At 48.2% G+C, this 24,201-nt stretch carries 23 protein-coding genes and 1 tRNA gene; 11 read left to right on the top strand and 13 right to left on the bottom strand.

What is annotated here, in order from left to right:
• Nucleotides 1–8: 8 nt before the first annotated feature.
• From ACZ5EH_RS06095 to ACZ5EH_RS06085, 3 genes are all read left to right on the top strand, one after another.
• Nucleotides 9–1,184, top strand: coding sequence for a potassium channel family protein (locus ACZ5EH_RS06095; protein ID WP_464277239.1), 1,176 nt, complete (start codon nt 9–11; stop codon nt 1,182–1,184).
• Entirely contained in the window at nt 1,181–1,687 is a 507-nt protein-coding gene (locus ACZ5EH_RS06090) for a cyclic nucleotide-binding domain-containing protein (RefSeq protein ID WP_464277238.1), read from the top strand. Before ACZ5EH_RS06095 ends, ACZ5EH_RS06090 begins: the two co-directional genes overlap by 4 nt.
• A gap of 201 nt (nt 1,688–1,888) precedes the next feature.
• Nucleotides 1,889–2,569, top strand: a complete 681-nt coding sequence (locus tag ACZ5EH_RS06085) for a septal ring lytic transglycosylase RlpA family protein (RefSeq protein WP_464277237.1) — start codon at nt 1,889–1,891, stop codon at nt 2,567–2,569.
• Here the strand turns inward: ACZ5EH_RS06085 and ACZ5EH_RS06080 are convergent.
• From ACZ5EH_RS06080 to chrA, 6 genes are all read right to left on the bottom strand, one after another.
• The gene (locus tag ACZ5EH_RS06080) at nt 2,556–2,849 is read right to left on the bottom strand and encodes an integration host factor subunit alpha (protein WP_464277236.1); all 294 of its coding nucleotides are present in this window, start codon (nt 2,847–2,849) and stop codon (nt 2,556–2,558) included. The genes ACZ5EH_RS06085 and ACZ5EH_RS06080 overlap by 14 nt on opposite strands.
• 27 nt (nt 2,850–2,876) lie before the next feature.
• Entirely contained in the window at nt 2,877–3,293 is a 417-nt protein-coding gene (locus ACZ5EH_RS06075; protein WP_464277235.1) for an HIT family protein, read from the bottom strand.
• A 191-nt stretch (nt 3,294–3,484) separates the two neighbouring features.
• Nucleotides 3,485–4,291, bottom strand: coding sequence for a tRNA pseudouridine(38-40) synthase TruA (truA, locus tag ACZ5EH_RS06070; protein WP_464277234.1), 807 nt, complete (start codon nt 4,289–4,291; stop codon nt 3,485–3,487).
• On the bottom strand, nt 4,291–4,887 hold the full coding sequence (locus tag ACZ5EH_RS06065) for a MotE family protein (protein ID WP_464277233.1): 597 nt from the start codon (nt 4,885–4,887) through the stop codon (nt 4,291–4,293). The genes truA and ACZ5EH_RS06065 overlap by 1 nt, the downstream gene beginning before the upstream one ends.
• A gap of 28 nt (nt 4,888–4,915) precedes the next feature.
• Nucleotides 4,916–5,359 carry a flagellar export protein FliJ gene (gene fliJ, locus ACZ5EH_RS06060; protein WP_464277232.1) on the bottom strand — a complete coding sequence of 148 codons (444 nt, stop codon included), beginning with the start codon at nt 5,357–5,359 and terminating at the stop codon, nt 4,916–4,918.
• A gap of 143 nt (nt 5,360–5,502) precedes the next feature.
• Nucleotides 5,503–6,669 (bottom strand): chromate efflux transporter, encoded by a 1,167-nt coding sequence (chrA, locus tag ACZ5EH_RS06055; RefSeq protein WP_464277231.1) that lies wholly within the window; start codon nt 6,667–6,669, stop codon nt 5,503–5,505.
• A gap of 112 nt (nt 6,670–6,781) precedes the next feature.
• Between chrA and ACZ5EH_RS06050 the strand changes: the two genes are divergently transcribed.
• The gene (locus tag ACZ5EH_RS06050) at nt 6,782–7,726 is read left to right on the top strand and encodes a radical SAM protein (RefSeq protein ID WP_464277230.1); all 945 of its coding nucleotides are present in this window, start codon (nt 6,782–6,784) and stop codon (nt 7,724–7,726) included.
• A 239-nt stretch (nt 7,727–7,965) separates the two neighbouring features.
• Nucleotides 7,966–9,312, top strand: coding sequence for a glutamine synthetase family protein (locus tag ACZ5EH_RS06045; protein ID WP_464277229.1), 1,347 nt, complete (start codon nt 7,966–7,968; stop codon nt 9,310–9,312).
• Nucleotides 9,313–9,528: 216 nt separating this feature from the next.
• Here ACZ5EH_RS06045 and ACZ5EH_RS06040 read toward each other — a convergent pair whose 3' ends face one another.
• The 6 genes from ACZ5EH_RS06040 to ACZ5EH_RS06015 form a co-directional block, all read right to left on the bottom strand.
• Nucleotides 9,529–10,407 carry a tetratricopeptide repeat protein gene (locus tag ACZ5EH_RS06040; protein ID WP_464277228.1) on the bottom strand — a complete coding sequence of 293 codons (879 nt, stop codon included), beginning with the start codon at nt 10,405–10,407 and terminating at the stop codon, nt 9,529–9,531.
• A 6-nt stretch (nt 10,408–10,413) separates the two neighbouring features.
• Nucleotides 10,414–12,843 carry a DNA gyrase subunit A gene (gene gyrA / locus ACZ5EH_RS06035; RefSeq protein WP_464277227.1) on the bottom strand — a complete coding sequence of 810 codons (2,430 nt, stop codon included), beginning with the start codon at nt 12,841–12,843 and terminating at the stop codon, nt 10,414–10,416.
• A 79-nt stretch (nt 12,844–12,922) separates the two neighbouring features.
• Complete coding sequence (gene gyrB / locus ACZ5EH_RS06030; RefSeq protein ID WP_464277226.1) at nt 12,923–15,346, bottom strand: DNA topoisomerase (ATP-hydrolyzing) subunit B; 2,424 nt, start codon at nt 15,344–15,346, stop codon at nt 12,923–12,925.
• A gap of 1 nt (nt 15,347) precedes the next feature.
• Nucleotides 15,348–16,505 (bottom strand): DNA polymerase III subunit beta, encoded by a 1,158-nt coding sequence (gene dnaN / locus ACZ5EH_RS06025; RefSeq protein WP_464277225.1) that lies wholly within the window; start codon nt 16,503–16,505, stop codon nt 15,348–15,350.
• 139 nt (nt 16,506–16,644) lie between these two features.
• Nucleotides 16,645–17,853, bottom strand: coding sequence for a DnaA ATPase domain-containing protein (locus tag ACZ5EH_RS06020; protein WP_464277224.1), 1,209 nt, complete (start codon nt 17,851–17,853; stop codon nt 16,645–16,647).
• Between the two features lie 25 nt (nt 17,854–17,878).
• The gene (locus ACZ5EH_RS06015; protein WP_464277223.1) at nt 17,879–18,025 is read right to left on the bottom strand and encodes a hypothetical protein; all 147 of its coding nucleotides are present in this window, start codon (nt 18,023–18,025) and stop codon (nt 17,879–17,881) included.
• A 214-nt stretch (nt 18,026–18,239) separates the two neighbouring features.
• Here ACZ5EH_RS06015 and ACZ5EH_RS06010 point away from each other — a divergent pair, with 214 nt between their 5' ends.
• Genes ACZ5EH_RS06010 through ACZ5EH_RS06000 form a run of 3 tightly spaced genes read left to right on the top strand, consistent with a single transcriptional unit; the run spans nt 18,240 to nt 20,986 of the window.
• A complete protein-coding gene (locus ACZ5EH_RS06010; RefSeq protein WP_464277222.1) occupies nt 18,240–19,163 on the top strand; it encodes a patatin-like phospholipase family protein in 924 nt (307 codons plus the stop codon).
• A gap of 27 nt (nt 19,164–19,190) precedes the next feature.
• On the top strand, nt 19,191–19,712 hold the full coding sequence (locus ACZ5EH_RS06005) for a TRAP transporter small permease (protein WP_464277221.1): 522 nt from the start codon (nt 19,191–19,193) through the stop codon (nt 19,710–19,712).
• Entirely contained in the window at nt 19,709–20,986 is a 1,278-nt protein-coding gene (locus ACZ5EH_RS06000) for a TRAP transporter large permease (RefSeq protein ID WP_464277220.1), read from the top strand. The genes ACZ5EH_RS06005 and ACZ5EH_RS06000 overlap by 4 nt, the downstream gene beginning before the upstream one ends.
• A gap of 10 nt (nt 20,987–20,996) precedes the next feature.
• Here the strand turns inward: ACZ5EH_RS06000 and ACZ5EH_RS05995 are convergent, their stop codons facing one another.
• Nucleotides 20,997–21,584 carry a hypothetical protein gene (locus ACZ5EH_RS05995; RefSeq protein WP_464277219.1) on the bottom strand — a complete coding sequence of 196 codons (588 nt, stop codon included), beginning with the start codon at nt 21,582–21,584 and terminating at the stop codon, nt 20,997–20,999.
• 186 nt (nt 21,585–21,770) lie between these two features.
• Between ACZ5EH_RS05995 and ACZ5EH_RS05990 the strand changes: the two genes are divergently transcribed.
• From ACZ5EH_RS05990 to ACZ5EH_RS05980, 3 genes are all read left to right on the top strand, one after another.
• Nucleotides 21,771–21,846 (top strand) — tRNA-Phe (locus ACZ5EH_RS05990).
• Between the two features lie 79 nt (nt 21,847–21,925).
• On the top strand, nt 21,926–22,867 hold the full coding sequence (locus tag ACZ5EH_RS05985; RefSeq protein WP_464277218.1) for a hypothetical protein: 942 nt from the start codon (nt 21,926–21,928) through the stop codon (nt 22,865–22,867).
• Nucleotides 22,868–22,946: 79 nt separating this feature from the next.
• Nucleotides 22,947–24,197, top strand: a complete 1,251-nt coding sequence (locus ACZ5EH_RS05980) for a GGDEF domain-containing response regulator (RefSeq protein WP_464277217.1) — start codon at nt 22,947–22,949, stop codon at nt 24,195–24,197.
• The last annotated feature ends 4 nt before the right edge of the window (nt 24,198–24,201 follow it).

Raw genomic sequence — 24,201 nt, 5'->3', positions numbered from 1 at the left:
CAACCCGAATGCGCAGTTTTCTTGAATGGTTCAGATCCCTTGCCACAAACTGGGGCAGAAGCCCTCTGGCGCTTGCCGCTGTTGTTTTCGGGTTGGTTTTGCTCGTAGCATCCTTCGGTTTTTACTGGATCGAACTGCGCCCTGCCGGTAAAGGCGGGTTTTTCAGCGCTCTTTATTGGGCAGTCGTCACACTGACCACGGTCGGCTACGGCGATCTCACCCCTTCCACCTTCACAGGGCGCATTCTCAGCATGATCGTTATGGGGTCAGGCGTTGTTCTTCTTTCCGCCCTGTCTGCAAATCTGGCCTCCCTGCTCGTCGAGCGTCAGGCACAAAAACGTATGGGGCTATTGTCCGTGAAACTGATCAATCACGTCGTCATTCTCGGATGGAACCAACTCGGTACGCAACTGGTGCGCACGCTTGTCGAAGCGCCTGGACTTGAAAGCGCGCATATCGTCATTGTCTCGGAATTGCCCCAGGAAGAGCGCGATGAACTTTCCTACCAACTTGCCATTGGTCACAGGCTGCACTTCGTACACGGCAATCCAGCGCAAAAGAACGTGCTTGCCAAGGCCGGTGTGGACCAGGCCAAGGTCGTTTACATTGTAGCGCAGGAAAACCTTCCGCCTGATGAAGCCGACCAGCAGAGCATCTGCGCTGCCCTGACCCTGCGCAGTCTTGCTCCAAAGGTTTCCTGCTACGGGGAAGCCATGCTTGCCAGCAACCGGGAGCACCTGATGCGAGCCGGTATCAATGAAATACTTGCGCGGGGGGAGACCGGACACCATATCCTGGGTCTCATGGTGGCAACGCCTTCCATTCTCCCTTTTTTCCAGAACCTCATTGGCCTGGGCAGCAAGGGAATGCTGCGCTACAAGCGCCTTACTCCCGATGAAAAGCAGCAAAAGTGGGGAGCACTGTCCCAAACCGAACGCACGCGAAACGGAACCCTCCCCATGGCCCTGTGCAAGGAAAGCAAATCTTTCAATCTTCAGGATATGCTGGATGCTTCCTCCGCCCTGGATCAGTTTGTGCTCGAATTGTTCCAGGCTTCAGGCCGCTCCACGCAACTGGGGCACACTTTGCCGGAAGTCATGGTCAACCCGGACGATTCTCAAGCCCTTGCGGGCTTTGACGGAGTATTACTGCTCGCTCCGGGCGCGCAAGGAGGCGGCAAATGATCGACTGGAAAAGCATTGAGCTTTTTGCCGAACTCGATGATTCCCAGTTGGAATCTCTGGCATCGATTTTCTCACCTTTTCATGTGGAAGCCGGCGAGTACCTCATGCGCGAAGGTGATCCTGGCGAAGAAATGTATATATTGGTGTCCGGGCGCGTACGGATTACCAAGTCCATGCTGCACAGCGACGTCATTCTGCCTCTGTTGGAAATGGAAAACCCGCGCAAGGTACTGGCCAATCTGGACGGGAAAAGCCACCCTGTACTGGGTGAACTGGCTCTGCTGGACAGTGACGTCCGCTCTGCCAATGTGGAGTGTCTTGAGTCCAGCGATTTCCTGTTCACAAACAGGCAGCGCTTTTTCCAACTCATTACGTCCGATCCGGTTTTGGGGTGTTCGTTATTGACCATCCTGGGCCGCCGTTTGGCGCACACCATCCGAAACAACAATATGGAATTACTGAAAATGACAACCGCGCTTGCCCTTGCATTGTCTAAAAGTTGAAGTAACGCTGTACCTTCTCTCTTTGCAAACCACCTGCCTTGCTATTTCTCTTGAGATTATCTAGAGTTCTACTGCCATCTCATTCTTTCAAGGTAGGTAAGCATGGTTTTTAGCGCATTTCTCCGGTTTTCAAGGAAAGTGCACACTTTCTCCGGCTGCTCCCGTTCCTGTATTCTCCGATTTCTATTGCTTGCGCTGGTCATGCTTTCCCTTACAGGGTGCGGGTGGATATTTGGCGAAAAGCGCCAGGTATCCGGCGGCGGCACTTACCGTCCGTACACCATTAAAGGCAAGAAATATTATCCGTTGGAAGATTCCGAAGCTGCAGGGTACAGCGAGGAAGGTCTGGCGTCATGGTACGGGTCCGATTTTCATGGCAAACCAACTGCCAGTGGCGAACCTTATAACATGTACGCCGCCACAGCCGCGCACAAGATTTTGCCCATGGGGACAAAGGTGCGGGTCACCAATTTGCGCAACGGGCGCACAACAGTAGTCAGGATTAACGACAGAGGTCCGTTCGTCAGCGGCAGAATAATAGATCTATCCCGCAAGGCGGCCGAGGAACTGGATATTGTTTCCACCGGAACAGCGCCAGTAAAGATCGCAACGCTGGATGCGGTTCCTGGCTATACAGCTTCAGGTGATATGAGTGGACGCTTTTACGTGCAGATAGGCGCTTTCACCGTGCGCAACAATGCTGCATCCTTGCTCGACAGCATAAAAAGACGCCACCCTGGGAGCAGGATCAAGGAATCTTACATACGCGGACAACTCTTCTGGCGGGTCCAGCTCGGCACCTTCAACTCCCTAAAAAATGCTGAACAGGCGCAAAGATCCCTGAGCCGGACCTACCCTTCGAGCTTCGTTATTGCAGATTAAGTTCGCTGCGGAACTTGCGCGATACGCGAAACACGACCACCTTGCGCGGCGGCAGGATGATGGTTTCGTCAGTCTGCGGATTGCGGCCTTTGCGCGCCTTCTTATCGTAGGCTTCGAACTTGCCGAATCCGCTGATGAGAAGCGCATGGTCCTTCTTCACAGACTGCTTCATGATCTTCAGAAGGGTCTCTACAAAGCCCTTCACCTCGGCACGGTTTCGATCGCTCTTCTCGTAGATGGAATCGACGATGTCCGCTTTTGTCAGAGTCTGGCCGCTCATCTAACCGCCTCCTTCGTTCAAGGCTTTTTATGATGCTGCTTGTTTAATTGCCGCTGCCAGCCGTTGCATCTCTTCCTGGTCTTCATAAGGATTTTGATCCCACAAAACCAATCCGTCGTCATCATGCCGCGGAATGACATGGTAATGGGCATGAGGCACGACTTGTCCGGCTGACTTGTAATTATTCATCCCGAGGTTAAACCCCGTCGCCTGCGTGGCCTGCATCACAGCACGTCCCACTTTTTGTATGGCGCGCTGCAAATCTACAGCGAGTGCATCCGGCATATCGAGTATCGTCTCGTGATGTTCCTTGGCGATGACCAGGGTATGGCCATGCTTGGCAGGAGAAATATCGAGAAATGCCAGAATCTTGTCAGTGGAGTAAACCTCTTGGCAGGGAATTTCTCCACGTATGATCTTGCAAAATATGCAGTCGTCAGCCATTGCCGCTCCTCACCCAGTATCGGAAGACCCGGGACTTCTGGTTGAAAGGCCATATCCAGTGGTCACTATATGGCCCAGTACGAATCCTTTTACCTGACCAGCAGGTCGTTATCAAGAGCTTTTTCCAAAAAATACGGGTTGTTCGTCACTTTTTCATAGAAAAGTGGGGCGGAACTGGTTTCGAAACCAATTCAATAAGCGACATCTAAAAGGGTCAATCCCTTGGCGGGTGCTGTGGCGGGAGCCATGGTCCGGTCTCTGGATTCAAGCAACGTAACTACCTCTGCAGGCTTGATTCGCGCCTGGCCAACTGCTGCAAGCGCACCAGCCATATTGCGAACCATCTGCTTCAAAAAACCGCTGCCCGATACCCGTAAAGCCAGTTCAGGCCAATCATCACTTGGTATAAGTTCGGCTGTGTGCACAGTGCGTATTGTGGTCTTTACTTCACTTCCCTGGTTTTGGAAGGCCTTGAAATCGTGCTCCCCAACAAAATGCGCCGCGGCTACACGCATTGCGTCGGTATCCAGCCTCCCCAAACGCCATACGTAATCACGCCTTTGGGGCAACACCCAACCGCGTTCCAGCCAGAAATGGTAACTGTACGTTTTGCCTATGGCGCTGAACCGCGCATGAAAGTCTTTTGCTGCCGGTCGCGCCATGGTCACGCTTATATCACGCGGGAGATGATGATTGAGAGCAGCCAGCCAGTTGATGCCTGCTTTTTCCAGGGGCACATCCGCGTGAGCGCCTTGCGCCAGGGCATGCACTCCGGCATCTGTGCGCCCTGCGCCTTGAACGCGGCAGGGCTGTCCGAGGATTGCGACAAAAGCCTCCTCCAGGCAGCCCTGTATCGTTTTTGGTGAGTTGCTTGTCGCCTGCTTTTGCAATTGCCATCCGGCAAAGCGCGTCCCTTTGTAGGCTACACGCAATTCAAGACGCATCAAATCCATGCTCTGCCCTTTTGAAGAACTCTGGGCGAGACGCCCTTCATCCATCACTCGAAGGGCGCCTGCAATTTAGTCAACATTTCGGTAAGAACCGCTGCGTTTTCTGCCTTTACGTTGGTCAGAATCTCACCAGCCTGGCGGCCACGCATGCCAGCCAGAATCTTGACCGCGATATTCGGATCCAGTGTTTCCAGCACGGTTGCGGCTTGTTTGGCTTTCATATTCGAATAGACATCAATGAGATGCTTGAGCTTATCATCCTTGATCTGTTCGGCCTTCTCTATCATGCCTTGCAGCTTTGTCTCCAGTTGCTGCAACTTAACGAGTTTGGTGTCGATCTCTTTTTCAAGCTGTTTGAGCGACTGCTCTTTACGGTTCAATTCTTCCTGCTTACGCCGCAGGTCTTCATTTGCCTGACCACCCGGCATAACAGGAGTATCACCACCCTCCTCTGCACCGGCGGCGTTATCTCCCCCGGCAGCAGGCGCTTGAGACTGATCGCCCTGTTCTGAAGAATCATCGGCAGCTTGTGCTTCCGCCATTTCCGCAGGAGCTTGCGCAGTTTGCTGCACGCTCTTTACGGATGTGGCGATGCGACTGGGCACATCCAGAAACACTGTGCCCAGAATAATGATTTTCACCACCAGGATGAAGATAAAGCCCTTGAACAGTCTAGTAAGCGTCGCGCCCGTAGCGCATTGTCGCGAGTTCGTCCTGTTCTTTCTGCTCTTTCTCAAATTCTTCTTTAACATGGCGTACCAATTTGTTTTGCTTCAGTTTTTCAAGAAGCTTCTTGTCTTTGGACGTCGTCACCAATTGCCTGCGAGCGGCATTCACTTCTTTGGCCTTTTGCAGCATATCCTGCTCTGCAAGCTGCAAATCCGTGTGCAACCGCTCCTTGTAATTGCGCCAAAGCCACATTTCCTGGGGGGACAATTCTTTCCCATCATACAAGGACTGTTCATGTGCTGCAAGGGCGTCCCGAAGTTGCTGCACCGCTTTGACCTGTTTTTGATACGCCCGCTGTGCCACACCCAATGCAGCCTTGGCCTCCTCCTCTAACTGGAGGCGGTAATCAAGGACTTTTTGCAACGGGAAATTATAAGGACGGGGCATACATATCTCCGGGAACTGTTCTTTGCATTGTCACGCATGCTGAAGCAAGTATCGGGCCGGACAAAAATTTTACATAATTTCAATATGTTTTATGTTTTACTCCCTTGCGTGCCCCTTCTTTGTGACGGTTTTTCGACATCCTGCTAAAACAGAATAAGCGCGCAAAGTCCTCCCACGAGGACAACCCAGAGGACATCCACCCCCCGTCGTAGCGCCAGGAATGCTGCAGCACAAAGAAGCACCCTGCCCGGGCTCCAGTCAATAACTATCATGAAGCGCAAGGTAACTGCGGCCATCAACCCTACAAGTGTGGCCAGACTGGCCCTAAAAATCCGCTGCACAACCACCATATGCAGGACTTTGTCCACAAAAGGCGATGCGGCGCATAGAATCAAAAAAGAGGGTGTGAATACAAAGAGCGTTGCCGCCACCGCACCAGTCACGCCATGGGTTATGTAGCCTATGAATGTCGCCGTCATGACGATGGGGCCAGGCGTCAGTTGTCCCAAAGCGATGCCGTCCATGAACACGTTTTCGGACATGGCACCTCTTACTTCGACGAATTCGTGCAGCATCAAGGGGACTGATACATACCCACCGCCAAAGGCAAATATGTCTATCTTCAACAAAGCTGCGCAGATTCCCGCCAGTGCTGGAAGAAAAACCAGGAGAATGCACATGCCCGCTGCCGCCAGTAAAGCGAGCCCAAAGAGCATGCGCCACTGTGTGCGTACTGCCCTTTGTGCGTGTACGAACTCGGGGAGTGGCTCCGTAGTAGTATAAATATACACACCAGCCAGGCAGCACCCTACAATGGCTATTACCGGATCCAATTGCGCAGTGAGCCAGGACCCTGCTGCCAGAGCGAGGAGTGCATCGCGCCACCCTGTGCAGTAACGTTTGCTGAAATCCAGCGCCGCATTGGCTACCAGCGCCACCACAACCGTCTTGAGGCCGCTGAACGCATTGACTATAATATCAGTATCCCGCCACCGCACATATATGGCGGAAAGCACGAGCATGAGCACGAAAGCCGGAATGGCGAAGCCGGTGTAGGCAGCAAGAGCCCCTTTGACGCCTCGGGTACGCAGCCCTACATAGGCGGCCACCTGCATGGCTGTCGCCCCCGGCAATGTCTGAATAAGGGCGACCCCCGAGCGAAAACTTGCCTCAGAAAGCCACTGGTTCCTGTCCACTGACATTTTTCTGATGTACGGCACCATGGCCGGCCCCCCGAATGCACTTACTCCCAACCTTAAAAAGGCCAGGAATATGTTCTGCAAAGACGGGGCGCCCTTTTCATGCATCATGCTAGTTCCTTGACTAAGGCATCAATTATCTGTCGGCATCACTTGCATACAGCCATTCTTTGGTCCATTATCAAAGCTTGTTTATCCCTATCTTCTTGGTTCAGGAGCTTTGATGCCTGCCTATCTGGAAAGCCATGCCAAGGGTATTTTGGAAAGTCGTGTTCAGTCAGCGCTTTCTCTACTGAACAACTGTACCCTGTGCCCCCGACAATGTAGAATCGACCGCAGACGTGGGGCGCTCGGTATCTGCCAGACCGGGCGCCAGGCCCTGGTGGCCAGCTACAACCTGCATTTTGGTGAAGAAGCTCCTCTGGTCGGAGAGAAAGGCAGCGGCACCATTTTTTTTGCCGGTTGTAATCTTGGCTGCGTTTTCTGCCAGAACTGGGAGATCAGCCAGCGGACTGATGCCACCGTTGCCGCCACGGCCGAACAACTGGCCGGCATCATGATTAAATTGCAACAGTTGGGCGCTCTGAACATCAATCTCGTAACCCCTTCCCATGTGGTACCGCAAATTCTGGAAGCACTCCCCCTTGCTATCAACATGGGACTCAATATACCACTGGTATACAATTCCAGTGGCTACGACAGCGTGGAGACGCTGCAACTTCTGGATGGCATTGTGGACATTTATATGCCCGACGTGAAATTTTGGGATGAGGAACCAGGTCGCAGGTATTGCAATGCGCCTGATTACGGTGAGCGGGCACGGGAGGCCGTTTCCGAAATGCACCGCCAGGTTGGCGATCTGGTGCTGAATGATGCGGGCGAGGCCGTGCAGGGAGTGCTGGTACGGCATCTGGTGATGCCTGGATATGTATCCGGGAGCGCCGCCTGGATGGACTTTTTGGCGAAACTTTCACCAAACACCTACATAAATGTCATGGATCAATACCACCCCAGTGGCCTTGCGAGTCAATATGAAGAGATAAACGCCCCTTTGTCGCCACAGGAATTCAATACGGCAAGACAGCAGGCCCTGGAATCCGGGTTAACGCGTCTGGACGACAATGAGGGGCGTCTCATGCTGCAACTGAAACGTTTGCTACAAAAATGAGGACCAGAGCAATTTTTGTGTATTATTATTTCAACAAAATCGAAAAATAGGGTCTTTGAAAAAACGCTCTTTTATCAATAGTGTTAAATTTTCCTGGTGTAAAAAACCGGTTTTTCTTTTATATCATGTTTAATTCATGTGTTTTTGCGTTTATGGCCCGGAAGTTGTTAGATTAACAACTACCGAAACTCGAGCCCGGTATGTGGGGACTACTTGTTACAAAATGGAGGAATTTCATTATGGAAAGCATCCCTGTTTTCAACTGCAAGAACGGCGATGACGTCCTGAAAGCCGTTAAGGACTACAATGTAAGCTTTGTACAGTTTTGGTTCGTCGACATTCTTGGTACGTTGAAGAGCTTTCAGATCACTCCTAATGAACTGGAAGCAGCTTTCGAAGAGGGTATGGGCTTCGATGGCTCCTCGATCCTGGGCTTTACCCGCATCCACGAGTCGGACATGGTTGCCTACCCCGATCCCACCACTTTTCAGATCTGCTCCTGGCGTCCTCTGGATCGTCCTGTTGCCCGTATGTTCTGCGACGTGCGCAATCCTGACGGCAGTCCTTACGAGGCTGACAGCCGCTACGTTCTGAAGAGCGTGATCGAAAAAGCTGCCCAGAAAGGCTATACCTATTTTGTAGGTCCTGAACTCGAATTCTTCCTGTTCGCCTCCCCCAATTGCCCTGAGATCCTGGACAAGGGCGGTTACTTCGACGCTCCCCCCCTCGACCTGGCCAACGACGTCCGCCGCGACATCATTTTTAATCTGCAGGCAATGGGCATTCCCGTTGAATACAGCCACCACGAAGTTGCTCCCAGCCAGCACGAAATCGACCTGCGCTACCAGGACGGCCTGACCATGGCTGACGTTGCCATGACCTACAAGGTCGTGGTCAAGGAAGTTGCCCGTAAGCATGGCTGCTACGCCACCTTCATGCCGAAGCCTCTCTTCGGTGAGAACGGTTCCGGCATGCACGTTCACCAGAGCCTGTTCAAAAACGGCAAGAACGCCTTTTTCGACGCTGCTGACAAGCACAACCTGAGCGCTGAGTGCAAGAGCTACATCGCCGGCCTGCTGAAGCACGCCAAAGAACTGGCTTGCGTCACCAACCAGTGGGTCAACTCCTACAAACGCCTGGTGCCTGGTTACGAAGCTCCTGTTTATATTGCTTGGGCGCAGCGTAACCGTTCCGCTCTTGTCCGCGTGCCCATGTACAAGCCCGGCAAGGAAGCTGCTACCCGCATTGAGCTTCGCAACCCTGATCCTTCGGCCAACCCCTACCTCGCATTCGCAGTAATGCTGGCTGCCGGCCTGGAAGGCATTGAAAAGGGCTACAAGCTGGAAAATCCCATCGAAGACAACATTTTCGCCATGACCCCTGAAGACATGCAGAACCAGGGCATTGATTCCTTGCCTGGTTCCCTGTCCGAAGCTGCTGATGCTCTTAAAAACAGCGAACTGATGAAGAAAACCCTTGGCAACCACCTGCACACCAACCTGGTGGCCAACAAGGTTAAAGAGTGGGACGAGTACCGCATGCACGTCTCCGAGTTCGAAATCGAAAAGTACCTGCCCATCCTCTAATTTGCCTGAAGCCATACCTCGCAACGAAGCCCCGGGTCCTGTGTCCGGGGCTTCATCTTTTTTATGCGCAGGTCTCATAGTTCACTTTAAGAATACAATAAGTGCTGCCTTATTTATTTCAATAATAAAGAAGCCTTGCCAGGTTATCTGACAAGGCTTCTTTCATTTAAAACTTCAAGGGCAGCCTGGTTCTACACCAAGCAAACTCTCTGTTGGCTATTTGCCGAGGTTTTTCAACCGCGCCTTTATAACCATGGGATTTGGATACGTATCTGCAATTGAGGCAAATAGTTCTCTTGCCTCTTTATTCTTGCCCTGGGATTCTGCAAGATCGGCCAGCATAAACGTGGCCAGGGCAAACCGCTCCTGGTCTATATTATCTAGGGAACGTATGCGCTCCAAAATCAAACCAAGGGTGTTTTGCAAATCCTTAACATCAACCTTGCTTTCTTGGCTTTCAATGGTCTGCGCCTGGGCCTTACGGATTTGAAACTCTACGTTTTGCGCGGCTTCATACAAACACCAGGATTTGATGTCGTTGTCCTGGGCATTTTCAACACAGGTAGCCAGAACCTGATCCGCCTGGATAAAATCCTTTTGCGTCCGCAATACTCTTGCAAGTCGGATTGAAATCTTCCCCCTCTGTTTCGGGGTCAGAAATCCCAGATTCAGGATTCGTTTCCAGACTTCTGCCGCCGCGGACCAATTATGCACACTTTCATGCAGATCACCCAAATCCGTCAATAAATCCCACGCTCGTTCAGGATCATCTCCAAATTCAAGATACATGGAATCGAGGAGGGTTACTGACTTTTCATAATCCCCGAGAATATCTCTGGATATGTCCAACAATCGATTCCAGACCTCCCAACGATCATTACCGTCGGGATTATCTTCGAGATATTTTTCAAATATCCGTTCTGCTTCTGAAAAGTGCCCTATTGTATAGGCCTGTCGCGCACTGTCCAGGGCGTCTTCGTCTGCGCCCCCCTGCTCCCAACAGCCCGTAAGGGGCATGATTGTTAAAATCAGGAATAAAGCTGCCCACAACGCTCGTGCTTTTAGAGCAGCAATCACCCCAGCAGAGGATGCCATGCCGTCCTAATCCTCTTGTGTCGCGGCATCGCGAACAAGGTCGAAGGCTACAACCTGTCCACCTTCATCGAGCCTGACAAGCCGTACACCCTGTGTGGCGCGGCCAACACTGCTGATATCCTGCAGACCGAAGCGGATGATCTTGTTACCTGATGTGAGCAAGACCACGTCATCAGCCGCACTGACCATTGCAGCGCCAACAACGTTGCCGGTCTTTGCAGTGACCTTCATGTTTATGACGCCCTTACCACCGCGTGATTGCAGGCGGTAGAGATCCAGCAGGCTTCGTTTTCCGTATCCCAGGCTGGATATGGTCAGCAGCTCTTCGCTCGCGTTGCCATTGACAACAACGGCCGAGGCCACACGGTCTTCCGACCGCAGGGAAACCCCGCGTACACCGGCGGCTGTGCGCCCCATGGAGCGTATTTCGCCAACCATGAAACGGATGGACATGCCCTTTTCGGTAACAAGGATGACCTGGTTGTCTTCCTGGACTTCACGCACTGTGAGCAGTTCATCCCCTTCTTTAAGTCCTACAGCCATGATGCCTGTACGGCGGGAGCGGCTGTACTGCTCTGCACTTGAACGTTTGACCATGCCCTTGCGCGTGACAAACATGAAATAGCGATCTTCTTCAAAATCACGGATTGCCAGAACGGTGGCCACCCACTCGTCCTTATCCAGGGGGACGAGGTTGGCGATGTGCATGCCCTTTGCAGTGCGGCTGCCCTCCGGAACCTGGTGCACCTTGAGTTGGTGCATGCGCCCCTTGTTGCTAAAGAGCAGAAGGTACTGGTGATTGGACGTGGTCACAAAACTCTGGACCATGTCATCCTCTCCGGTGTGCACGCCGGCAATACCACGACCGCCCCTGCGCTGCTGCTGGTAGCTGTCCAGGCTGGTGCGCTTAATGTAGCCGCGTCTGGAAAGGGTGATAACCACCTCATCATCCGGAATCAGATCTTCAATGTCTATACCTTCAAGATCCTCTTCAAGAATTTCCGTTTTACGCGGTGTGGCGTAAGTCTTCTTGAGTTCTTCAAGTTCATCACGAATAACGCCTTTCAAAACTTCAACATTTTCAAGAATGCTCTTGAAATATTCGATCTTTTTGAGCAACTCTGCATATTCTTCAAGCAGTTTTTCACGCTCAAGATTTGTCAGGCGTTGCAGGCGCATATCCAAGATGGCCTGGCTCTGTACGGCAGAGAGGGAAAAATCCGCCATCAGCCGTTCTTTGGCTTCCGCCGGTGTTGCAGAAGAGCGGATCAGTTTGATGATCGCGTCGATATTATCGAGGGCAATGCGCAAACCTTCAAGGATATGCGCTCTGTCTTCACTTTTCTTGAGGTCATAGCGAGTCCGGCGCAGAATGATTTCGCGCCTGTGCTCAAGGAAGAGTTCCAGTATATCTTTAAGATTCAGCAGTCGCGGCCGGCTGTCCACAACTGCCAGCATGTTGAAACCGAAGCTTGTTTCAAGGGGAGTGAACTTATAAAGAGCGTTGATGACGATTTCCGGTATGGTTCCCTTCTTGAGGTCGACCACCACACGGATACCCTTGCGGTCGGATTCGTCACGCAGATCGCTGATGCCTTCGATCTTGCGATCGTTGACCAGGGCAGCGATTTTTTCAACGAGGGAAGCCTTGTTCAGGGCGTAAGGGATTTCCTTAATGATAATCGACTGAAATCCTTTTTTACGTTCCTCTACTTCTAGAACACCCCTGATTTTTACGCTGCCACGCCCCGTCTTGTAGGCTTCTTTAAGGGAAGCGCCCCCGTATACCGAAGCGCCTGTGGGAAAGTCTGGTCCTTTAATGCAATCCATGAGCATATTGATGCTGCATTCTGGATTATTAAGGACAAGAAGCGTGCCTTCTATCAACTCCCCAAGGTTGTGTGGCGGAATGTTCGTCGCCATACCGACTGCGATACCAGAGGAGCCATTGAGCAGCAGGCTCGGTACCTTGGTAGGCAGCACCACTGGTTCTTCCAGGGAGTTATCATAGTTGGGGCGAAAATCGACGGTCTTTTTTTCTATATCAGCCAAAAATTCACCGGCAAGCCGCGACATGCGTGCTTCGGTGTAACGCATGGCCGCTGCGGCGTCGCCGTCGATGGAACCGAAGTTACCCTGCCCGTCCACCAAAGGATCTCGCATTGAAAACTGCTGCGCCATGCGCACAAGCGCATCGTACACTGCGGAATCACCATGGGGGTGGTATTTACCAATGACATCACCCACAACACGGGCCGATTTTTTATACGCCCTGTTGTACGTGTTGCCCAACTCGTGCATGGCGAAAAGAATACGCCTGTGTACGGGCTTCAGGCCATCGCGCACATCAGGGATGGCACGGCCGATGATCACACTCAAGGAATACTCGAGATATGATCTTTTTATTTCTTTTTCGAGACTGACAATATCGTTCACGCTGGTACCCGAATCTTCAAGTGCTTTAACGTTTTCCCTGCATTAAAATGAAAGAATACTCAATCATTTCAAATGAGGTTTAAATATCCAACTCCTGAACTCTAAGTGCATTGCGTTCAATGAATTCACGCCTGGGTTCAACCTTGTCGCCCATGAGTTGCGAAAATATTTCATCCGCCTGAATGGCGTCGTCAATATTCACCTGGAGTAGCGTGCGCTTCTCCGGGTCCATGGTTGTTTGCCAGAGTTGTTCCGGGTTCATTTCACCCAGACCTTTGTAGCGTTGGATGGAGATACCTCTGCGTCCTTCTTCAAGTACTACTTCCAGAAGTGAGAATATGTCATCGACAACGTATCCGCCTTCCTGATCTTCTGTCAGGCTTTCAGGCTTGCCCCTGTGCATGACAAAGGTGAGCCCACCGCACATGCGCTTCAGATCGCTCAAGGCGCGATACCCTTCCCGGTAGAGCTTTGAATTGAAGAATTCAGCGCCAACCCGTGCTCTATGACCATTTCTGTTTTCAATGGTGATGAAGGTTCTCGATTCGATGTCGTCATCTTCCATGTGGATGTCGACCAGGAAACCTTCTCCCTTCATAAAGGACTTCACGGCTTCGAATTCCTGCGTATCATGCAGGCTATCCGTGGTGATCTGTCTGTCATGCTGCAACAAGGTAAGGAACATGGCGTTTGATATGCCTATGTTTTCTGCATCTCCCACCTTGTCCTGCACAAAGCGGATGGCATTCAAGAGCTTGACTACCTGGTCCCCATGAAAGGTCACGCCATTGGTGGCCTGAATGGTGACTTCTTCACTGACGCGATTCAGGAGAAAGCTCTCCATGGTCTCTTCGTCTTTGATGTACTTTTCAAAACTGCCCTTATGTACGCGGTACAAAGGAGGCTGCGCGATGTACAGGTGCCCTTTTTCGATGAGATCAAAATACTGGCGGAAAAAGAAGGTAAGCAAAAGCGTGCGGATGTGGGCGCCGTCGACGTCTGCGTCTGTCATGATGACAATTTTGTGGTAACGCAGCTTTTCGAGCTCCATGTCTTCATCAATGCCGGCGCCCATGGCCGTGATAAGGGCCTTGATTTCCTTGTTGCCCAACATCTTATCAAAGCGAGTTTTCTCAACGTTCAGGATTTTGCCTCGCAAGGGCAATATGGCTTGGTGGCTGGGATTTCTCCCTTGTTTGGCAGAACCGCCTGCCGAATCACCCTCAACTATGAAAAGTTCACTCACCGAGGGATCTTTGGCCTGACAGTCAGCCAGCTTGCCAGGGAGCGAGTTGTCGGAAAGGGCGCCTTTGCGGCGTACAAGATCTTTGGCCTTGCGTGCTGCTTCCCTGGCCCGGGCGGCATCAACTACCTTTTCCACGATGAGCTTGGCATCCTTTGGATTCTCTTCAAAGAATGTGTTCAGCTTTTCGTAGACCATGGCGGATACGATGCCTGTGACCTCGCTGTTGCCAAGTTTTGTCTTTGTTTGACCCTCGAATTGCGGATGCGGAATCTTGACGCTCACAACCGCCGTGAGGCCTTCACGCACATCATCGCCAGACAACTTTTGCTTGAGCTTTTTGGGCAGGTCAGCATTCTGGATATAGTTGTTGAGGGCACGGGTGAGGGCGGTCTTGTATCCCACAAGGTGCGTGCCACCTTCCTTGGTGCGAATATTGTTCGCAAAGGTGTGCACATTTTCCTTGTACCCTGCGTTATACTGCATGCAGACTTCAACAGCCACGTCATCAGCCGTTTCCGAGCAGTAGATCATCTCGTGGATGCCCATTTCACCAGAATTCAGGTCCTTGATGAATTCCTTCAGGCCGCCATCAAACTTAAAGGTGGCCTTTTGGTTGGTGATTTCATCATTGAACTCGATCTCCAACCCCTTGTTCAAGTAGGCCAGTTCTTCAAAACGCTTGCGCAGAACATCAAACTGCAACTGATTGGTTTCGAAGATGGTCTCATCCGGACGAAAGCGGACCGTGGTGCCTGTGGTAGTGACGGCGTCACCAATAGGGGTAAGCTGCGTGACGGGAACGCCCTGCTCGTAGCGCTGATGCCAACGTTTGCCATCGCGCTTCACCTGGACTTCCAGATATTCTGACAAGGCGTTGACGACAGAAACGCCGACACCGTGCAGCCCGCCCGAAACTTTGTATGAATCGTTGTCAAACTTACCGCCTGCGTGCAGCACCGTCATGACGACTTCCACGGCGGGACGGTTTTCCTTTGGGTGCATATCAACAGGAATACCGCGTCCGTTGTCCGAAACCGTGACGGAGTTATCCAGATGCAGGTTCACAACGATTCGGGAGCAGTACCCGGCCATGGCCTCGTCAACCGAGTTATCGATGACTTCGTAGACCAGGTGGTGCAACCCGCGTACATCCGTGCTGCCGATATACATTGCAGGGCGTTTACGGACCGCGGAAAGCCCTTCGAGAATCGTAATGCTTGCCGCGTCGTATGCCCGCTGTTTGCTGGGTTCAGTCATTTTATGCGTCTTCCTCGCTGTAGTAGGTCTCGTCCACAATCTTCATGGGCATGACAATGATGGTGTAGCCTTCATCCTGTTGCCCTGTAATGCCACAAGGCCCCTCTGCCCCTGTCATGACCATCTCCAGTCGTTCAGACGAGAAATGGTTCAGAATCTCAATGAGATTGCGCGTAGGGAAAGCAATCCGCGGGATATCGTCATTGGTTTCGCATTCCAGGGTCTCACTACCGGAGCCGACATCCTGCCCCTGGGAAGTAAGGTGCAATTCCGTGCCCTTGAAATCGAAGTAGGTGCAACGGTTGTTCTCGGTATTGAAAAGCAACATGCGTTCGAGAGCTTCCGCAACATCCTGCCGATCGACAGATGCCCTGGTTGCGTCTTCACCCTGAAGGCGTGAAAGAAAATTATGATAATCCGGATACTGGTAATAGGAGAGCGGCAGGGAGAAGGTTTCCTTGCCATCCGCAGTGCGGCAAAAAAGTCGCTTATTGTCTATGGCGCATTCAATGGGATCTGCGCTCAACCATTTTTTGAGTTCCATCAAGTACTTGCGCTGAATGAGAATCCCTTCTTCAGGAACCAGCTCGATGAAATCCGGATCCGTGCTGTCGATCATGGCGAACTGGTGTCCGTTCAGGCCGCACACTTCAACCTTTTTTTCACCTGGTACAGGTTTGATGCTGATGCAGGCCACGGCTTCCATGGTGTCGTCTTCGCTGATGCAAAAACTCACACGATCGATGATTTCCAGCAGGAATTCACCTGAAATGGAAAGGGCGCCGGTCTCGGGAAATACCGAAAAATTTTGAAACCAGTCTGGATCATTGGTAGGCAGGTTGTATTTTCTGCTGCCCTGCTTGACCTGCATGTTCTTGCCCTTTTCTTCGAGGACAAGCGTTGCTTCGCCTGCGGGCAGACGTTTAACCAGGTCATAAAAATTTCTGCCTTGAATGCCAGCCAGTCCATCTTCCTTGATGGTGGCCTGATAGGAGCCAAAGAATTCCAGGTTGGAATCCGTGGCCATGATCTGGAGACCTGATTCTTCAGCCTTTACCCAGATTGTGCGCAGAAATGCGGCTCCTGTCTTGGCAGGTATGATGTTGGCGGCTTTATGCAAGCCTTCAATGATGTCGTCCTTAAAGAACGTAACCAACATAAAGATTCTCCTTGTCGTAGTATATAGGGGCTGAAGCTTTGTTCCTAACTCACGTAACTTGCTGCCCTAACTGTATATATTGCGAACACCGCCTGCCGATAATTTTGCACCGTACGAACAGAACCAAGCAATTTGTTCATTATTGAGCAGCTTGGTGACACTTTTTCTTCAGGCTTGTTAGTAACCGTTGCATATCTTGGTTATCTTCCTGAGATTCATTGATTTTATTTACCGCATACATGGCCGTGCTGTGATCTTTACCACCGAAAATCTTTCCGAGAGCTGGATAAGAACACCCGATGAGTTGCCTGCACAAGAACATGGCGACCTGTCTCGCATGGACAATCGCTCTGTCTCGTTTGTTGCCCACCAGAGCCTTGGGCTGCAGTTGAAAATGCTCTGCCACCACTTTTATGATGACATTGGGATCGAGCCCGACTGCGCTCTCTCCTACAGCGTTGCTGAGGATTTGATTAAAATCCTTGTCCTGGATATTTTTGTGAACAAGCTTCTTAAACGCAAAAATCTTTAATAAAATCCCCTGAAGATAACGTAAATCTGTAAAACGCTGCGCCAGTGTGAGAATCTGTTCCTTGTTTAATTTGATTCTTTTATTTTTACACATACTTTGGATGTATTTTACGCGAACATCCAAATCAGGCTCTTTCAAATTAATAATGAGACCCCATTCAAGCCGTGACTTCAATTTAGGATCAAGAAAATCATAATCTGCTAGACGACCTGTGCAGCAAAAGACCATTTGTCTTTTGGCATCGTGAAATTCATTGAAAAGCTGGATCAATTCTTCCTGCATTTGCGGATGGTCTTTAATTTGTTGTAGATCATCAACGAGCAGGCACTTGAATCCCAAAAAATAGCGACGTGCCCGCAAATTGTCTCCTGCATACGTATTTGCGTAGACATCAGCTATTTTTTCAAGAGCTCCCAGGTAGATTTCACCTCTGTCAAACGTATTGATAAGTTCGTTGGCAATTGCTTTGAGTATATGTGTTTTTCCCGATGTCGGCTCGCCACAAATTATAAAAGGATTGTATTGAGCTTCTTTTTGTTCAGCCACTTCTTTTGCAGAAGCTATTGGAAAATTGTTCTTATTGTTGGTTATAAATGATTCAAAAGTAAATTGGCTGCCAAATGGGAATTCCTGCTGCTTGATCTTATTATTTGTCGGAACGGGCAAAGGACCGCCCTTCTGAATATAGGAGTATTCTATAGAATACTCTTGACCAACAATCTTCCTTACGTGGTCCTCAAAGCCTGTTTGGACGTTCTGGCTGAACCATTGTCCAAAATATGGATGTGGAAAGACAACACGCAGGCTTTTTTCCATGTCATCAGCCTGAATTTGCAATGGTTCAAACCATTGCAGCAATTCCTTTTCGGAATATCTTTGCTGCAGGTGTCGTCGCAAGGTGGTTTTCAATTGAAGCCGTATTGAGGGGGTTTGCCGGAAAATCTAGGCTGTTTTTGACAATTTTTGAAATGCCTTCCTCTTCCTTCACATCTCCTCCCTACTATCACAAAACAAGCCTTCAGCCAAGTCCTGTCATCTTGTGGATAAAATTTGTTTATATTGTAATTCAAGGAGTTTCAAACGCCTTCCCCTTTACTTTTGCTTTTTTCCCCAGGTCGATTTAGACATGTTTTTACAGCACTTGAAACACATGAGAAATTGGATTCGTGATGACCACGTCGAAACATAATCATGAGGCTTCCATGCCCGGAAAAGTTCCAAACGATAAACCCTCCATTGCTGTAGTGATTGGTTCTTCTGGCGCTGGAGCTTTTGCTGCTTTGCCCATGCTTCAAGCTTTGGACGCAGCAAATATTGAGGCTGAACTCGTTATAGCCACTGGTGGGGGCGCTCTCATAGCTTCCCTTTGGAGCGCGGGCTATGACATGAAACAAATAGAAAATATTTTTAATCGCTATTTTACTAGAGAAGCCTACCACGACATCTCGACGTCAAGTTTGTGTGAGTCCATAAATGATAGAATTACTCAAGGAACTGTACATTCCTCGCAATTACTTTATCACCCCAATTCATTATCAAAAGCCTATGATCTGATTTTCAAGGATGCACTGCTCGAAGAACTTAATATAAAAACACTCCTCTATGCCACTGATCTTCAAAAGGCTTCTGGATACTGTATAGAAAATGGTTCCATTGCCCAGGCTGTTGCCGCATGCGGTTCTTTTTTTCCTGTCTATGAACCTGTCTTAATGCATGATAAAATTCTTGCTGATGGGAGTTTTATTTCACCACTTCCTGTCTATGAAGCTGTAACTCGAGGTTTTGACATTATTATTGCTGTTTTCCTCGAAGACTCAGTTTCTTCAAATTTTCAAAACTTTTTGGAAAGCTTTTTACTCTTACATACAATAACCACTCGCTCCTTACGTCAGGCACAGCTATTCACAGCTATTGATATGCACCATTATGAAATATGTATTGCAGAAATTCCATTTATGCATCCAGTTCTACCCTGGGATTTGGAGCATATTCCTGCAATACTTAGTCAGGGACGCTTAATTGCTCAAGATAAAATAATTGAAATCCAATCCATGATTAAAAATTTTACAATAAAAAAAAATAAACATTCACATAACTCTAATAATTTTACATACCATTCACGGTAGAATCTTTTTTTACTTTTTGGATTTTAGATGTTTCTTAAATTATTATTTTTTTTACGGTCGCTGAGTGATCATGTTAATACGTTTGCGGAATATTTACTTTCATTCATTGTTCTTGCGATGTCTTCACTTATCCTGGTTCAAGTTTTTTTCCGCTATGCCCTCAATGATTCGTTATTCTGGTCTGAAGAACTTGGCCGCATGCTCCTAGTGTGGCTCACTTTTATTGGCGCCAGTATAGCTTACAAAAGATGCTCTCATGTAGGCATTTCTTTTTTTGTTCAAAAATTTAGACCTACCATTCGCGTTTATTTTTCGTGTCTTACACATATTGCTACAGCTTCATTGTCCTTTGTCATGCTTTTTTATGGCGCCCTTTTTTTCTCCATGCTCGCCCCACAAATGACTGTGAGTTTGGGATTTAGCAGACAAATACCATTTTTAGCTGTTCCCTTATCTGGAGGAATTTTTCTGATTCATGCCATTAATTTTCTGTTCTCCGATATTTCAACTATTTTTACTTCCAAAAACAATTCTGAGAGCCAGGCATGAACGTTCTTTTGCTGTTCGGCGTCATGCTGACTTTATTCCTCATTCAAACGCCAATGGCCATTGCTATCGGTGTTGCTTGCCTTATTTCCTTCGCCCTCTTAGGCGATTCCAGTCTGATGTTGCTTGTGCAGCGCATGTACGGAGGGGCGGATTCTTTTCCTCTCATGGCTGTCCCCCTTTTTATGTTTGCTGGGTTGCTTATGGAAAAAGGTGGTTTGTCGCGTCGTATAGTAGATGTCGCTCAAAATATAATTGGCTGGGTACCTGGCGGTCTTGCTGCTGTTTCTGTTCTTTCCGCAATGTTCTTCGCTGGTATTTCCGGATCAGCGGCTGCTGATACAGCAGCGGTCGGTGGATTGCTTATTCCCGCCATGCTGGAAAAAGGCTACCCTAAATCATTTGCTGCCGGCGTTCAGGCCGCAGGCGGTTCCATAGGCGTTATCATACCGCCCAGCATACCCATGATTATTTTTGGCGTAATTACCGGGGCGTCCATCGGTAAATTGTTCCTGGCAGGTATCATACCTGGTATTATAATGGGAGTTTCTCTGATTGCCATAATTACCATTAAATCCAAAGGGCAGTATAACGCCTCGTTACAACCGTTTTCAAAACTACTTTTGTTGCGATCTTTGCGGGGAGCATGGCCTGCTTTACTGGCACCCGTCATCATAATTGGCGGAATTTTTGGAGGAATATTTACCGCAACTGAGTCAGCAGCGGTTGCTGTAGGATATGCAATCTTTACAGGATTTTTCGTCTATAAGGAGTTACGTATTCGGGATTTACCAACTCTTGCTTTAGAAGCTGGCATAACGGCAAGTGTGGTAATGTTTATCATTGCCCAAGCAACGGCGTTCAGCTGGTTCATGACCATACAAGAAATGCCACGTATGCTTGCGGACATTCTTCTATCAATATCTGATAATCCGGTTATTCTCTTGTTATGTATAAATATTTTGTTATTACTCGCCGGCTCAGTGATTGAGACAACCGCAGCCCTTTTGCTTTTTGTTCCTGTTTTGATTCCAATGCTACCGATACTTGGGATCGATGTTGTTCAATTAGGCGCCATAGTGGTTGTAAATTTAGCGATTGGAATGATCACCCCCCCTTTGGGGATATGTCTGATAGTAGCTTCTGGAATAGCCGGGACTCCCTTGGAAAAAGCCGCCAAGGGTGTTTTACCGTTTCTCTTTGTACTAATTATTGACTTATTTCTTATTACTTTTTGGTCCCCCTTGACAAACTGGCTTCCAGCACTGGTTGATTGATACGAACTTTTTATTTTTCTTTGCTTTGTTCTTTGGCCAAATGTGCCAGCCATTTCCGCAATTGTTCCAAATCCTGTTGATGAATTTTTTCGGCTTCGTCCTGAAACCCCTTCAATTCCTTAACTTCTTTACGGATTTCTTCAATTACTGTTGTCAGATTATCTATACTTTCGTTACTTGCTAATTTTTCAGTAATATCCACAGGTTCATTTTTCTTGTCTTGTTGAACAAGTATGTTCAATGTCTCTGCTATTTGTTCCATTGCCTTGGTCTGTCTTCTGAATAGTTCTTCAAAATCACGACTTATTGTTTCTTTCAAAACAGGAGTGACCTGATTCTGATTTGGTATTTTTATTGTTTCACTCTTGTTTTCAGAAATCTTATGACGGCTTTCGAGCTTCGCTTCAACGGCGCTTGAATTTTTACTATTCCCCATTTCTTCCAGGATTGTTTCTATTACCGGTAAGCTTTCTTCGAGATAGCGACGCCTTTTTCCATCGCCAATATGGGGAAGAAATTTTCTGAATCTTTTACAGTAATATCTAGCAGTTGATTCAGGAAGATCATAACGCTTTGCAATTTCAGCAATAGTAAGCATTGCTACTCCCTTTTTGATCGTCCATGTTGTTGCGAAGTTGCTTTTATGTCTCTATAACCGCAATTATTCTTTGTATCAATATGTAATGAAAGCTTGCGGTTTTATTTTTGGGATTTTTTTTCATATTTTCTAAAAAAATACTTGCATTCTGCGCCGCATCTTTATAAAAAACAGATTCCCGTTTGGGCCGAGGTAGCTCAGTCGGTAGAGCAGGGGACTGAAAATCCCCGTGTCGGCAGTTCAATTCTGTCCCTCGGCACCATGATATTTTGGCCTTTAGGATTTCTTCCTAAGGGCCTTTTTTTTCATGTTTTGTGTCTTTTTTTTTCTATGAGGCGCCTATGGAAAAAGTAGATGTTTTTATAAACGCCTATGGAAAGCCCTTTCAAACTGCTCTTTCCTTGATCTCTTTACTCAAGTTTTCAGGGCACCATATTGGTACCATTTGGCTGACTTTGGACAGAGCTGATTTTTCCAAATCTTTGGGCACTCAATTTATTCTGGATTTACTCCCTGAAATTAAGGTTTATGAACCATCCTCCTGGAGATGGATCGGGCACATTGACCCTACTCAACTTTCTGAGCCTGAATATAGGTATTCGATCCGATATCAATATGCGTGGGAGCATTCCCGATCACGTTACGCTCTCATCATACATAACGATATCAACGTTTTTGATGATGTAATATCCTTTCTATTAGGCAATATTGGAGATCATCTTGCAGCTGGCGAAGTTGGCCAGTGCTGGATTTGCCCTGCTTCACATCATAAGCTTTGTAGTCCATCAAGATACCTTGAGTACCGCCCTTCTTTGCGAGAGTTTCTCTCTATAGCAAAGGACCCTAGAGGGCATGTATTGACAGATGTTTCAAATTATATGGTTTGCCCTTCCATTAAACGTAATCCTTGGCCATTGCCCATGTGTCGCGTCAATGAATGGTGTGTCTTGATTGATTTAGAAAAAGCCAGGCCACTTACCTGCCCTGTGGGAAAAGCACGTCCTTTTGGCGCCCATGTTTTTGAAGGGGTCATCAAAAACATTGAAGATAATGAAGAATATATTGAATTTGTAAACAATTTGGGAATTGTATACGATACCGGTATCGCTTGGTTCAGGGATATACACCACATGGGGTACACGTGTAAGAATGTTTCACTGTCTCACCACATCGAGCATTTCTTTGGTCATAAGGCGCTTTTTAATTCAGAATTGTACGAAAAAAAGGAAGCCCACGCCAAACAAGTCCTTGTAAAGGATTATAATCTCAAGTTCTCATCTTAATCAATTCAGCCCTTATTTTTATTCATTTTTGATTTTTTTCCATATGTACTCTTAAACATTTTTCCTAGTTGATTTTACCATGAATAAGATTTTAATTGTCGAAGATAGCAAAGTTATTTCAAAGGGTTTACAACGTTGGATCACAACGGATCTTGATTTTCCTTGCGATGTGGCTGGCTCTATGCTCGAGGCAAAAGAGCTTATTACCGCTCACCCGGATGCCTATTTTATTTCTTTATTAGATTTGCATCTACCTGATGCTCCTAATGGTGAAATTGTTGACTTCATACTCAGCCATAACATCCCATCTGTTATTGTTACCGGTACTTTTGACGAGCAGACGAGAAAATTGATGATGAGTAAAGACATCGTCGACTATGTCGTTAAATCACATCCCAAGGATATGCCCCAGTTATTGAAGTTGATTAGGCGTATTCACAGCAATTATCATACAAAGGTTCTGATTGTGGATGATTCGCGCCAATACCGACGCCATTATTCACGTGTTTTGGAGAATCAAAAATTGAATGTTTTTTTGGCTGAGGATGGCATTGAAGCGTTATCAATTCTTGAAGAGAATAAGGATATACGCTTGGTATTAACTGACTACCATATGCCGCGTATGAACGGGCATGAATTGGTGCAAAACATACGCAATGACTTTTCAGAAGATAACCTGGCAATAATTGTTTTTTCTACTGATGATACAGACGGCATTGCACCAAAGTTTCTTAAAGCCGGTGCCAATGATTTCATAAGCAAGACCGCCAGCCGCGAAGAATTTTTATGCAGGATTAATATGAACCTTGATATGATCGACATGGTGTATCTTATCAAGGACGCAGCCAACCGTGACTTTTTAACCAAGATATTCAATCGAAAATACTTTTTTGAGCATGCTGATAAATTGTATAGCAAGCACAAAAGGGACGATAGACCCTTGATTGTTGCCATGACCGACATAGATCATTTCAAGAATGTGAACGATATTTATGGGCACCTGGCTGGCGATATGGTCATCAAACAATTCGCTCAAATGCTGAAGAATAAATGCGGTAATAAAGGGATTGTTGCTCGTTTCGGTGGTGAAGAATTTTGTATTTTGCTCGACAAGCTACCAGATAATGGTGTTGTTGATTTTTTTGAAAATATTCGTCTTACGGCTTCATCAATGAGCGTTTTTGTCGATAACAAAGAAATTAAATTTACTGTTTCCATCGGGGTTACCTCTTCCCTGGGCAACTCACTTGCAGATATGATCAATATTTCAGATCAATATCTCTATCATGCGAAACAAAACGGTCGCAATTCAGTATGCTTTGCAACATAATGTT

The sequence above is a fragment of the Desulfovibrio biadhensis genome (genome assembly GCF_055388615.1).
The sequence above is the reverse complement of the archived record's forward strand: the minus strand, read 5'-3'. Positions and strand labels throughout refer to the sequence as shown.